Below are 13,297 nucleotides of genomic sequence, written 5' to 3' on the forward strand. Positions count from 1 at the left end.
TAACTCTCCCAGACCATATCTGTTAACCCTACAACCATATAAATAAAGTAAATCGAAAGATCCACTAATAAGAATCCTACGGCTCCCAATAACAATAATACATAGAAGTTTCCTTGGAGAATTTTCTTGAAGCCATGGATAATATAGATTGTCAATGCATACATAAACATGTAAACACCAAGTATACCCGTATATACAATATCAATTAATAATCCAAAGAGTAAAGCATAGACGAGAGAATGATAGGTATTGTCATTATCATAGAAAACGGTCATGTATACTAGAAATGCAAAAACCCAATGCGGGACCATTAGCATATCACTCATCACAAGATTAGATGGCAAAAGTTCTAGTGCAACACCCTCTAAAATGGTTAACAGAAAAAGAATGAGAGGAAAGTATAAACGTTTCATCACTCATCTTCCTCCTCATCACTGTTTTCCTCTGGTGACCCCAAAGCGCGGTCAACAACAATTACATGACTTAATTCATATAAATCAGCTGCTGGCTCAACCATCGCGATGCGAGTTAACCCATATTGATCGGAAACAACTTCTTTGACCGTACCGATTGGAAGCCCCGCAGGAAACTCCCCACCTAACTCAGAAGAAACAACTAGTTCTCCTTCTTCTAAATTTTTATCAGACTCTTCAATGATTCGGAATAGTAACGAATTCGTTTCGTCTTCAAATCCTTCAATCATACCGAAGATACTTTTTTCATCGTCACCTCTAGAAATCGTTGCAGAAATTCGATTAAACTGATCAAATCCAGTAAGCAGCTGCACTGTTGAGGTAAATTCGGAAGCACTTTGAATTTTTCCGACCATACCTTCTGCTGTGATGACAACCATATTATTAGTTACACCATCCTGCCTTCCTTTATTGATTGTCACCTGTTCCACCCAACGCTCTGGCGATCTAGATATAACCGTAGCTTGAATTGGATCATAATCTCTAGCTGAATCCTCGATTTCTAACAATGCCATGAGTTCTTCATTTTCTTTTTTTATTTCCTGAACTTCATAAGTCAGTGTTTGATATTGCGATAGCTGTTCTTTCAATAATTGATTCTCTTCATACGTGTTTTTGAAATCATTAATATTTGAAACAATATCAGTAATGAATTTGACAGGGGTGTGAATCACTTCCTGCGTCCACCCAACTGCATCATTAATAAATTTAACGGGAGTACTTAAATTTTCCCGGTTATTTAATGAATAGCCAATTAAAGCTACTAGAACTATAAAACCAATTAATAGAATAAAAAGTCGTTTATTACGAAAAAATTGCACCTAAGACACCTACTTATTAATTTAAAGGACGAGATGATATACTTGGGCTAGAGCGGAACTGTTGAATATAGTCCAATGATTTCCCCGTACCGATTGCTACACTTTCCAAAGGTTCTTCTGTAACAAAAACAGGAATTTTCGTCTCATCACTTATTACTTGATCTAAATTTTTGAGCAATGCTCCTCCACCTGATAGGACAATTCCGCGATCCATTACGTCAGCAGCAAGTTCAGGTGGTGTTCGTTCCAGTGTAACTTTAACTGCATCAACAATGGCATCAACTGTGTCATCCAAAGCGAGGGAAATTTCTTCCGCTGTTACCGTAACGGTTTTTGGTAAACCTGTCAATAAGTCTCGCCCACGAATATCCATCTCGACATCAGGATCAGCTTTTCGAGCCATTCCAATATCCATTTTAATGGATTCCGCAGAACGCTCACCAATAAGCAAACTATATTTTTTACGTATATGACTAATAATGGACTCGTCCATATTATCGCCAGCAACACGAATGGATTGACTTGTGACAATACCGCCCAGAGAAATAACAGCTACTTCCGCTGTTCCACCACCGATATCAACAATCATACTACCAGTCGGCTCCCAAACAGGTAATCCTGCCCCGATCGCCGCAGCAAACGGTTCAGAAATTGGAAATGCATCTCTTGCCCCCGCCTGTTTTGTTGCATCAATAACTGCACGTTCTTCAACCATCGTAATACCAGATGGAACACAGATCATAACATTTGGCTTTTTGGCAAGAATAGAACGATTTTTCATCGCCTTTTTAATGTAATATTTCATCATCGCTGCTGTCGTATCGTAATCCGCAATGACACCATCCTTCATCGGACGTATAACAGAAATATTTCCAGGAGTTCTTCCAATCATATTTTTAGCCGCTCCACCGACGGCTTCAATCTGACCAGTTTCTGTATTTCTTGCAACAACTGACGGCTCACGCACAACAATGCCCTTTCCTTTTACATAAACCAATGTATTAGCAGTACCTAAATCGATTCCAAAGTCCTGTGAAAAACTAAAAATACCCAATAAAATCTCCCTCTCCGAATCACCTTTCGCTCTTCCTATGTAGTCTAACTATATCGATTCATTTTATCAGTTGCAACCACTCATCACGATGTCCGTTAAAAAGCTGACGTATACCATTCTAATCTCGTAATCATAAGAAGCGCCACTTTCATGCTAAACTTGAAAAATGGCGCTGATCTGTCAGTCCTTCTATAATTATACGAAAAAATCTACAAAATAGATAGTGTTATAAGTAGCCTTTTTCTTTTAAAGATACAAATTTTCGATCTCCTATAATTAAATGATCCAAAAGATCGATTCCAATCATTTTTCCTGATTCTACTAATCGTCTTGTTACATGAATGTCTTCTTGGGATGGTTCGGGGTCTCCACTGGGATGATTATGAGCAACAATGATCGATGCGGCTGATCGTTTAACAGCTTCTCGATAAATTTCACGAGGATGTACGATTGCTGCATTGAGACTTCCTATAAAAATAGTTTGCCTGTGAATAATTTGATTCTTCGTATTCAAAAATAAAGCGACGAAATGCTCCTGGTTTAAACTTCGCATCTCCTCCATAATGTAATCTGCACCATCTTCTGGTGAGCGAATGACATACTTATCATTCGACTTATATGCATGCATTCGTCCTCCCAGTTCAATTGCCGACAAAATTAGTAAACCCTTAGCTGTACCAATTCCTTTAATAGAAGTTAATTCTTCGATTGTAGCACCTCTTAGCAGTTTCAACCCTTCAAAATGCATGAGCACACGGTTAGCAACCGACATAACGGATTCATCTTTCGTGCCACTACCAAGAAGAATAGATAGTAATTCTTGATTCGATAAATGATCAGCTCCATGTGTTAGTAACCGTTCTCGTGGTCGATCTTCTTTTGGTACATCTTTTATCATAATCTCTCGTATATTCATTATGACTCCTCCTTTCTTTTTGATTATGCTTATCATATCCTCCTCCAGGACAGCCAACAACTCACAAAAACACTGTTCTAACAAGGAACATAACGTACAAAATCTAATTTTTTCTAAAAGAAAATAGCTTTTTAATAGCTAAATACCATGTAAAAATAGAAAAACAGGTAATTTTATCACCTGTTTTTGAATTAAAATTATTGAATTAGTTGTTCATAATCATACATCCACTGTAAAAGCTGTGTTCCTTGTTCATCAGATTCATTAATAGACGTTAAAAGCGGCGCTAAGGTCTCGGTACTTTCAGGAGCGGTATCTGTAAGCTCGTTCCAAGTCTCCATTGACAAGTTCTGCTGTTCCGACCAGTTAGCTAATGAGGTTTGCCAAACATCCTGGAATGCACTCATCCACTCTTGTTCTTCCGCCGTTAGTTCAACTTCACCACTTGACGTACTCCATTCCTTCACATAAATATCAACGGACCCCTTTGCTTGCAAGCTATCTGCTATTTGTTTCGCCTGCTCCTTTGTCGCCGCAATTCCAGCTAAAAGAAAGTACTGATTATCCTGTTCCCAAATCATCATTGGAATCCCTTTTGCAATATAGCCGTCCGCCCATTCAACTGCATTCGCTTCTTCCGAAAAAATCCCTGCCTGTAAAACATGCGCTTGTAACGATTCTAGTGGAACAGACGTGGATTCTGCAACCGATGAAGATGAATTATCCTCTGCTACTGCCATTGCATTTTGTGATTGATCCGCATCCGCCGCTCCACCAACCATTTCTCCTTCCACTCCCACAAATAAACGCAACATAAAAAATCCGAGCAAGGATCCTATCATAATCGCAGATATGACCGCAACGACCAGTGGTTTAAACGATTGACCCTTCCCAGGGCTCTTTTTACTAAATATTTTTTTTGATTTACTAGACCCAGTTAGTACAGGAATTGATTTATCAGAATCTTCGACTGCAGCTGCTGTCTGTTTATCTGTTGTAGAAGAATGTGTTTTATCATGCAGCTTATATTTAAGCTGCTCTCCATTTCTTTCTACAAGAATAGCTTTATTTTTGTCCACTTTTTTCCCTCCTGTGACTGGTTATGAATAGAGGTTGAATTGCTAGTCTATATAACTCTAGCACAGCACATTTGAAAAGTAAGACGAAAAATGACAAGCCATTAAAAAATCGTTCAACATAATCTTGCTTTTTCTTCGGTTTTATTTCCTAGAAAGAATATATTCTCTAACAAGTGAAATAAAGTTTAGAGAACCTGTAATAAACCTTACGCCAGAACCCTTACCTTGCAGTATTTGATTTACTTCCTCTTTCCAATCCGTAGCAATGTGTTTTTCACTAGTAGAAGTTAGTTGATAGAGATCCTCTGCGTTAGCAGCACGTGGGTGCTGAAAGCTAGTTAGCGTAATCGACGTAAAGGATGCACCGAGTTGCTCAAGCATGGCATCAAGCTCTTTATCCTTAAATACAGCCACTAGTACATGCTTTTCGTCTGCAGTAAAGTGTTCGTTAACGGTTTTAATAAATGCAGCAACTCCAGCAGAGTTATGTGCACCGTCAAGAATAACAAGTGGATCTTTATTCACTATTTCAAACCGCCCTGCCAGCTTTGTTTGTCCAATTGCTAACGCTGCTTTGGTAAAAGAAATTTGATAACCAGCATCAACAAGTTTCTCAAGTGCCATGAGAGCAATAGATGCATTTTGGAATTGGTACTCACCATACATCTGAAGATTTGTCTTTACAGTTCTTCCATTATTAAACCAAGTCATGCTTCTATCCTTATTTCGATTATAGGAGAAATTTTCCCCTAATTGATAGACAGGTGCATTGCATTTATTTGCTTCTGCTATAATCACTGCGAGTGCTTCTGCTTCTAAGTCACCTACAATCACCGGAGAATTAACTTTAATAATTCCCGCTTTCTGATAGGCAATTTCAGAAATAGAATCTCCAAGAAAAGCTGTATGGTCTTTGGCAACATTTGTTATAATGGATAGGATTGGATGGAAACAGTTTGTCGTATCCTCTCTTCCACCCATTCCAGCTTCAATTAATGCAATATCAACGCCTTGTGAAAAATAGAGAAAACCAATCGCAGTTATAATCTCAAATTCTGTAGGGGGATTATGTTCTTGATCGAGCTGCAACACATGCGGATACAGTTCATTACATAGATCAATAAAGGTTGGTTCACTTATTTCCGAATCATCTATCAGTAGATGTCCAGTTAACCCAGTTAAACTTGGTGAAGTAAAAACACCAACTTTAACATCGTTTGCTTGTAGGGCATTTTTTATAAATTGGATGGTCGATCCTTTTCCATTTGTACCCGCTACATGAATAGCCGGAACACTTTTCTCTGGATGATTTAATAATGCAAGCAGCCGGTGAATTCGGTCTAAGCCAGGCTTTATACCAAAAGCTTTTCGGCTGTTGAAAAAGGCTTCAATTTCTTGAAACGTCGTAAACATGGTTACACCACTTTCAATAGTAAGTAACGTTATTATAGCAGAAAGGATAGAAATAAATGAAACCCAATGGATGGATTATATATAATGGAAATCTGCCAGGCTCTAAGTTTATTGATTACGCTGAAATGATCCAGGAAGCCGCAGCAAAGCAAGGCAGTGATATGAAAATCTATAAAAACAATGCATTACTCAGTCTACTAGCCACAGATCAACTTGGAATTGTTCAACTAGATAAAGCAGAGCTTCCAGATTTTGTCGTTTTTGCTGATAAAGATATTTATTTGGCAAGACAGCTTGAACTAATAGGGATACCGGTTTTTAACAGCTCAAAAGCAATTGAAATTAGCGATGATAAAATCGCTTCCTATCAATTCTTGGCATCCAAGAACATCCCAATGCCCAAAACGATCATCGCACCGAAAATCTTTACTACTGGAAAAGTTGATTATAAATTAGTTGAAAAAGCAGTCGAACAGTTAGGCCTTCCGTTAATTATTAAAGAGGCCTTTGGCTCCTTTGGAGAACAGGTCTATTTATTACATAGTCTAGAAGAGGTTATTGCTAAGATTGAAGTTATTCAAAGCAGACCTTACTTATTCCAACAATTTATCCCCTCCAGTTATGGGAAGGATTTACGATTACAAGTGGTTGGAAATCAAGTTGTTGCAGCTATGGAGCGAACGAATACAAATGACTTTCGCGCTAACGTAACTTCTGGAGGAACGATGAAGAAGTATACACCAACAAAAGAAGAAGCTACACTCGCCATTACAGCAACGAAAGCAATTGGTGCAGATTTTGCTGGAGTCGACTTATTAATTGGTCCAGATAATAAGTGTCTTGTTTGTGAAATTAATTCGAATGCACATATCCGAAACTTACTAGACTGTACTGGTATTAATGCAGCCGACTTTATTATAGTGCATATTTTGGAGGTCCTATCATGAAAACAGGCTGGCTTATTTATCAAGAAAAAGATGCGATTCAAAATAGCACCTACATTGAATGGTTTATTGAAGAAGCAAGATTACAAGCATTATCGCTACAGCTTGTTCACCGGGAAGCGATGAAAATGGGAGTTGTACAAAACAAGCAACAAGTGCTTATTGATAGCGAACCTGTTCAACTACCAGATTTTGCAATTGTAAGGACAATTGAACCTTTATTGAACCTTCATTTGGAGACAATGGGAGTTACCGTTTTTAATTCCTCCTCCGTAGCTACGATTTGTAATGATAAAGCACTCACGCATCATTATATCCATCAACTTGGGTTACCAATGGTTGATACGATATACAGCAAAAAGGAATTAATGCAGGACATTCCGCCACTTGACTATCCATTTATTGTGAAAGAAGTGAGTGGTAGAGGTGGCAGGCAAGTTTTTTATATAACAAACGAGCAGGATTGGCTTACATGTAGAAAGACAATCCAAGGAAACATCATTATGCAATCAACTGCAGTTCAGCTTGGAAAAGATCTACGTGTGTTTGTCGTTGGGAAAGAAATTATTGGTTCTGTCTTACGCAAAAGCTCGACCGATTTTCGCGCAAATTTTACATTAGGTGGAGAAGCCGAACTCTATTTACTAAATGGCTCGGAGGAAAAACTGATTAAGAAAATTATCGATCATTTTGATTTTGGTATGGTCGGAATTGACTTTTTAATTGGACACGATGGTACGTTATTATTCAATGAAATTGAGGATGTTGTTGGCTCTAGAACATTAAGTGCATGCAGTGATATAAATATTCTTGAAGCATATATTGGTCATATAAAACGGTGTATTACATAAAAAGCGGAAATCCTCACTTGGATTTCCGCTTTTTTGAAATCTATTGGCACGCTTAGCCTTTTAACTCATTAAGTCTTGCTTTTACTTTTGCTTGTTTATCAAGATAATCTGCTTCTTTTCGTTTTTCTTCTTCTACAACCGCTGCTGGTGCTTTGCTAACAAATCCTTGGTTGGAAAGCTTCTTCTGTACACGTTCCACTTCTTTCGTCCACTTTGTAAGCTCATTTTCTAACCGTTCGATTTCCTTATCAAAATCAATCAGCCCCTCTAACGGAAGGAAAATTTCAGCGCCAGTAACAACTGCAGACATTGCTTTTTCTGGAACATCTACATTTACAGCAATTGTTAACTCACTCGGGTTACAGAAACGCTCTAAATAGTCACGGTTTCCTTCTAGCTCCTGCATCACTGTTTCGTTTTCAGTTTGAATTAGCATTTGAATTTGCTTCGACATTGGTGTGTCTACTTCTGCACGACTATTACGAACCGATTTAATAATGGACACAAGTCGTTTCATTTCTGCTGCAGCCGCCTCATCATGATACTTCTCTTCTACTTCCGGCCATTTAGCAACGGTAATGGAGTCACCTTGGTGTGGAAGCTGCTGCCAAATTTCTTCTGTAATAAATGGCATATATGGATGCAGCATCCGCATTGTCTGATCAAGAACGTGTGCAAGTACAGATCTCGTTGTGTTCTTTTTCGCTTCATCGTCACCGTATAACGGAAGTTTTGCCATTTCAATATACCAATCACAAAGCTCATCCCAAATGAAGTTATATAAATGACGACCTGCTTCACCAAACTCATACTTTGCCGTGTTTTTCGTTACATGATCAATCGTTTCATTTAAACGCGTTAAAATCCATTTATCTGCGAGCGTTAACTCTCCAGTTAAATCAATATCTTCATACGTGAAACCTTCCATATTCATTAAGGAGAAGCGAGATGCATTCCATACTTTATTCGCAAAGTTCCATGTTGACTCGACTTTTCCCCAATGAAAACGTAAATCCTGACCAGGCGTTGATCCGGTTAATAAGAAATAACGTAAGGAATCGGCACCATATTTTTCGATAACATCCATCGGGTCAACACCGTTTCCTAGTGACTTACTCATTTTCCGACCTTCTGCATCACGGATTAATCCATGAATTAGTACATCCTTAAACGGCTTCTCGCCAGTAAATTCCTTCGATTGGAAAATCATCCGAGCTACCCAGAAGAAAATAATGTCATAGCCTGTTACAAGTACATCAGTTGGGAAGTAACGTTTAAAGTCCTCGGATTCTTCATTCGGCCAACCCATCGTTGAAAATGGCCATAGTGCAGAGGAGAACCATGTATCCAACACATCTTCATCCTGCTCCCAATTTTCGATATCAGCCGGGGCTTCTTTTCCAACATATATTTCTTTTGTTTCTTTATGGTACCATGCTGGAATGCGGTGTCCCCACCAAAGCTGACGAGAAATACACCAATCTCGAATATTCTCCATCCAGTTAAAGTACGTCCGCTCAAAGCGTTCTGGTACAAAGTTAACTTTACCTTCTTCATGTTGTAATTCCAGTGCCTCTTTAGCCAGTGGTTCCATTTTAACAAACCATTGTGTTGACAAGTATGGCTCAACAACTGCACCACTACGCTCCGAATGTCCAACTTGATGGGTATGGTCTTCAATTTCGAATAGGACGCCCTGCTCCTGTAAATCTTTTACAATTTGCTTACGGCATTCAAAACGATCCAGTCCTTGATATTTACCGGCATTCTCATTCATGGACCCATCTTCATGCATAACGAGGACACGTTCTAAGTTATGACGATTACCAATTTCAAAGTCATTCGGGTCATGGGCAGGTGTGATTTTAACCGCACCTGAACCAAATTCCATATCAACGTAATCATCTGCAACAATTTCAATTTCACGACCAACAATTGGTAACATTACTTTTTTCCCAATTAGATGCTTGTAACGCTCATCTTTCGGATGAACTGCCACTGCTGTATCACCGAGCATTGTTTCTGGACGTGTTGTCGCGATTTCGATTGTTTCATCACTATCCTTAATTGGATAACGCATGTGATAAAACTTACCTTGAACCTCTTCGTAGATTACTTCAATATCAGATAACGCCGTCTTCGTTTGCGGATCCCAGTTAATAATGTATTCCCCACGATAGATGAGACCTTTCTCATACAATTTTATAAATACTTCTTTCACTGCATCGGATAAACCTTCGTCTAGTGTAAAACGCTCACGGGAATAATCAAGCCCAAGACCTACCTTTTCCCACTGGGAACGGATAAAATCGGCATACTCTTCCTTCCACTCCCAAGATTTCTCTAAAAATTTCTCGCGGCCTAATTCGTAGCGAGTTGTACCTTGTTCCTTTAATTTCGCTTCTACCTTAGCCTGGGTTGCAATACCAGCATGGTCCATACCTGGTAACCATAATACATCATACCCCTGCATTCGCTTCATGCGAGAAATGGTATCCTGCATCGTCGTATCCCATGCATGACCTAAATGTAGCTTACCTGTAACGTTTGGTGGTGGAATAACAATCGAGAATGGCTCCTTATCTGGATCACCAGTTGCTTCAAAATATTTTCCTTCTAACCAAAATTGATATCGACCTTTTTCCACTTCCTGCGGATTGTATTTTGATGGAAGGGACGTTTGTTCATTTTTACTCATTGCACTACCTCCTATAATAAAAAACCAAAAAACCCTTTTCATCCTAAAAATAAAGGACGAAAAGGGTTAGATTCCGTGGTACCACCTTTGTTTACAAACGATAATCGTTTGCACACTTCATTGTTTGATAACGGTCAATTACCGGCTTCTTCTACGTTAAAAAATAATTTCAAAGAAGCTGCATCAAGGGCGACCTTCCAAAACAACCTACCTAGGAAATTTTCAGCTCAGGATTTCCCTCTCTAAAGGCGTTTATTTTGTACTCTTCCCTTTCATCGCGTTTAAAATATAATTGCTTATTGTTATATAGGTATTATTTTATAGCTTCCTTACATTACCGTCAACTATTATTATTGTTATTGCACCAATTTGGTGTATTTATACATAGTATAGAAATAAAGCGTAAAATGTGCTAAGAAAGAGGTGCTATCTGTGGCTAGGTATTATCGATATAAGCTGCCACCATGGGCAAGACACTGCCTTTTTGTGTTCGAGAAAGTTCTTTTACCAATCGTGATTTTTCAGTTGATCCGCACATTATTAATTCCAACGACTTTTGATGTTCTTTTATCAGGCATACTAATTGGACTAATTATTGCATTTTATTTGGAGTGGATCTAAATAGAAGGATCATCAAAGGATAACGTTTCATATTCATCCTTGATAAAATCCGTCCACTTTAATGCGAAAATTAGCTTGCGATATTGTTTCTGTAATTCACTGACTTGATAAGTCAGTGTCTTTTCTTTTGGACTTCTCACATAGTCTCGGATGATCGTCATGTAAGAGGCTGGATTAAGTAGATAAATGGATAACAATTTCATATCAAACATATCGAGATCGTATTTTCGTTTATATACGTTGAAACCTTCCATAAGTAACTCATTTGGTTGATCGTATTCTCCTGTCAACTGATGGAAGTAGTTTACCAAATCCACTGCAACGTGATCATAACGGGCTTGCTCCCAATTAATAACATGCTTATTCAGTATATGATCCAGTTCAAGATTCCCATGACATAGAGAAAGGTTCCATGTTAATTCTTCTTCTGATTGATCGAGAAATTCGCTTATCTCACTATTTATCCGATTTAACGCAATTTCAATATCTCGATAATGTGTACAAACCTGTAATTCAAATGGAGACATATAGGCTTGCTGTTCAAAACGAAGCACATAGGAATATAATTCATTTGGCAGCTGTTCACAAAATGTTTGGTATGTATGAAAATTTTTATTTAAGGTGGATTTCGAAATACGTTGACTTTGCTGTGTCTTTTCATGGATATGTGCCAAAATTCCCATCGTTCGTTCAATCGAATTTTCGCTACTTGAGCGAGGCGCAAATAGCAGCCAAGGGCTAAGATAGTATATGGAATCACTGGTGTTTTCATAAAGCTTACCATCTTTCGTTACGTAAACGGGGACAATTTCCGAAAGGTTTTTCTCATTTGCTATATAATAAACATGTTCCCATGCAGCAATATCATCTTGCTTCAATGAGCTTTTTTTCAATGCATAATCACGCCGTCCATCTTTAATATGAAAGAGATGTTCGGTAACCTTTTCAATTTCTGTTGGATAGATTCGATACGCCTGCAATATCTCTTTTACTACTTCCATCATTTATCACCACCTACCAAAGGAGATACCCCCTTGTTCTTTGCATGAAGGGGGTATTTTCGATTATTTATTAACGGGGATATGCAGCAGTTGCCCCTCATGAACTTCAAAATCATCCTCAAGCTGGTTTTGTTTAATCAGTTGAAGCGGACTTACAGAAAATCGCTCCGCAATTGTTTCAATGGTATCTTGATTTTGTACAATACAGATCCTCATTTTCGTAAACTGCTCATCTTTTGCTTCTCTGAAAATATCAGATAATAAACTGGCATCCTCTGGTTCACGTTCTTCATAAGCTTCCGACTCATCTACATCAGATGCGACGATATCATCCTCATAGGCTAGCTCTTCTGCTTCCTCAGTCTCTGTTTCAGTAGCCTCTGCGTCTTCATCTGACAAATTATTAAAGAACTCTGCTAATGTTTGGGATTTCTTCTTCCATCGATCTGGATCATTATCTTCTTGTTCTTTTTGTTCCTCTTCTTCTGCCCTAATCTCGTCTACGATTTCTATAACATCTGCCTCTTCTGGTTCTTCTTCAATTTCTTCCACTTGTACGGAATCTAGTTCTTCTCTTGCTTCCATTTTAATTTCTTCTGCATCATTAGTTTTTTGTTCATCTAATGGACCTGCATCAAGTTCTGGCTCCACTAAATCAGAAACGGTCTGTTCCTCTTCCTGTGGTTTTCTAATTTCAAATTCAAATGAATCCACCTCAGCGCTAGAAGTGTCTTCAACTACTGATTCCACTTCCGTTTGTTCTATTTCCTCAACTGAGTCCACTTCATGACGTGGGTACTCTACCTCGCTGTTAATCCCATGGATTTCAATGGTTGCACACAATTTCAAATGACTTGGTTCTGGAATTTCATAATCAAAGGACTCTACATGAACCGTAACATCATTTAAGTCTGCTACTCGGTATGGCGGGACAGAAATCTCTACAGGAAATCGGTGAGAAAATGAAGCCAATCCTTCCTCGTCTATTACCTTTTCCACATAACGCTTCGCTTGGAAATCTTCAAAGTCTAGTGAACGATCAACTTCCACAGAAGCTATTTTTTCGTATTCTCCTTGAAGTTCAATATTTCCACGAATCGAGATGTATTCTTCATAGGGCTGGATGGATATTTCAGGTTCTAATGCTATCCCTCGTAACTCCGCAACTTCCTGTCCCTTTTCAAAATAGAGTGATTCCTCTAAATCAAAAGTGAACGCTTTGGAATCGCCTGCCAAATCAATTCCCTCCTCTTTAGAAAACTTAGCATTCATTAACATCCTGAACGAATGCCTTCGCCTGCACTATGCAGATAGGAATGCTTTACGTCCATATCTGCCAACATATAACCAATATGCCGATATGTCTTTATAATCTATATGAATCCACCTACAGAGATATGCATGAAAAAAGCTATTCCAATATGAA

The 13,297-nt window shown here is 38.5% G+C and carries 12 protein-coding genes and 1 other annotated feature; of the genes, 3 read left to right on the plus strand and 9 right to left on the minus strand.

Features of this window, described 5'->3' with window-relative positions; translation table 11 throughout:
• The 6 genes from mreD to F1560_RS15205 form a co-directional block, all read right to left on the minus strand.
• Positions 1–413, minus strand: a 413-nt coding sequence (mreD, locus tag F1560_RS15180) for a rod shape-determining protein MreD (RefSeq protein WP_246811942.1), incomplete at its 3' end; no start/stop codon positions are given.
• Positions 413–1,294 (minus strand): rod shape-determining protein MreC, encoded by an 882-nt coding sequence (gene mreC / locus F1560_RS15185; RefSeq protein ID WP_149475497.1) that lies wholly within the window; start codon positions 1,292–1,294, stop codon positions 413–415. The genes mreD and mreC, both read right to left, overlap by 1 nt.
• Before the next feature lie 16 nt (positions 1,295–1,310).
• Positions 1,311–2,348, minus strand: coding sequence for a rod shape-determining protein (locus tag F1560_RS15190; protein ID WP_149475498.1), 1,038 nt, complete (start codon positions 2,346–2,348; stop codon positions 1,311–1,313).
• A gap of 226 nt (positions 2,349–2,574) precedes the next feature.
• Entirely contained in the window at positions 2,575–3,264 is a 690-nt protein-coding gene (radC, locus tag F1560_RS15195; protein ID WP_149475499.1) for a RadC family protein, read from the minus strand.
• Between the two features lie 197 nt (positions 3,265–3,461).
• On the minus strand, positions 3,462–4,343 hold the full coding sequence (locus tag F1560_RS15200; protein ID WP_149475500.1) for an SPOR domain-containing protein: 882 nt from the start codon (positions 4,341–4,343) through the stop codon (positions 3,462–3,464).
• 141 nt (positions 4,344–4,484) lie between these two features.
• On the minus strand, positions 4,485–5,756 hold the full coding sequence (locus F1560_RS15205; RefSeq protein ID WP_149475501.1) for a bifunctional folylpolyglutamate synthase/dihydrofolate synthase: 1,272 nt from the start codon (positions 5,754–5,756) through the stop codon (positions 4,485–4,487).
• A 56-nt stretch (positions 5,757–5,812) separates the two neighbouring features.
• Here F1560_RS15205 and F1560_RS15210 point away from each other — a divergent pair, with 56 nt between their 5' ends.
• Positions 5,813–6,703 (plus strand): ATP-grasp domain-containing protein, encoded by an 891-nt coding sequence (locus F1560_RS15210; RefSeq protein ID WP_149475502.1) that lies wholly within the window; start codon positions 5,813–5,815, stop codon positions 6,701–6,703.
• Positions 6,700–7,551 carry an ATP-grasp domain-containing protein gene (locus tag F1560_RS15215; protein ID WP_149475503.1) on the plus strand — a complete coding sequence of 284 codons (852 nt, stop codon included), beginning with the start codon at positions 6,700–6,702 and terminating at the stop codon, positions 7,549–7,551. Before F1560_RS15210 ends, F1560_RS15215 begins: the two co-directional genes overlap by 4 nt.
• 52 nt (positions 7,552–7,603) lie before the next feature.
• Here the strand turns inward: F1560_RS15215 and F1560_RS15220 are convergent, their stop codons facing one another.
• Positions 7,604–10,249 (minus strand): valine--tRNA ligase, encoded by a 2,646-nt coding sequence (locus F1560_RS15220; RefSeq protein WP_149475504.1) that lies wholly within the window; start codon positions 10,247–10,249, stop codon positions 7,604–7,606.
• A gap of 49 nt (positions 10,250–10,298) precedes the next feature.
• Positions 10,299–10,534, minus strand: a binding site (T-box leader).
• Positions 10,535–10,681: 147 nt separating this feature from the next.
• Between F1560_RS15220 and F1560_RS15225 the strand changes: the two genes are divergently transcribed.
• Entirely contained in the window at positions 10,682–10,870 is a 189-nt protein-coding gene (locus F1560_RS15225) for a hypothetical protein (RefSeq protein ID WP_149475505.1), read from the plus strand.
• On the opposite strand, the gene F1560_RS15230 is transcribed toward F1560_RS15225, so the two are convergent.
• Positions 10,867–11,871: a protein kinase family protein gene (locus tag F1560_RS15230; RefSeq protein ID WP_187773745.1), complete on the minus strand. Its 1,005-nt coding sequence runs from the start codon at positions 11,869–11,871 to the stop codon at positions 10,867–10,869. The genes F1560_RS15225 and F1560_RS15230 overlap by 4 nt on opposite strands.
• Before the next feature lie 63 nt (positions 11,872–11,934).
• Positions 11,935–13,107, minus strand: coding sequence for a stage VI sporulation protein D (spoVID, locus tag F1560_RS15235; RefSeq protein ID WP_149475507.1), 1,173 nt, complete (start codon positions 13,105–13,107; stop codon positions 11,935–11,937).
• Between the last annotated feature and the right edge of the window lie 190 nt (positions 13,108–13,297).

The organism is Oceanobacillus polygoni (assembly GCF_008304605.1).
Classification (GTDB): Bacteria; Bacillota; Bacilli; order Bacillales; family Amphibacillaceae; genus Oceanobacillus; species Oceanobacillus polygoni.